This window comes from Citrobacter sp. TBCS-14 (assembly GCF_005280805.1).
Taxonomy (GTDB): domain Bacteria; phylum Pseudomonadota; class Gammaproteobacteria; order Enterobacterales; family Enterobacteriaceae; genus Citrobacter; species Citrobacter gillenii.
Genome location: NZ_SZWM01001241.1, coordinates 314 through 526 on the forward strand (window position 1 = coordinate 314; position 213 = coordinate 526).

Annotated in this window: 1 pseudogene; it reads left to right on the forward strand. The window is 41.3% G+C overall.

The features are described from left to right. Positions 1–213: pseudogene (locus FDX22_RS26480) on the forward strand (phosphatase); the annotation flags it as partial.

Consider the following 213-nt stretch of genomic DNA (forward strand, 5'->3'; position numbering starts at 1 on the left):
ATGAATTACGATCTTGATCCTGAATTGCGTACTGTGGGTCACATGATGAGAGAGCTAGGTTATTACTCAGCTTACAAAGGGAAGTGGCACTTAACACGAGAAATCGATGAACCTGTTGCAGGTAAACATGTGAAAAATGTTGATATTGGTGAAATCCCGACTCCTCGTCTTAACCAGATTATGGAAGGATACGGCTTTTCTGATTATCACGGT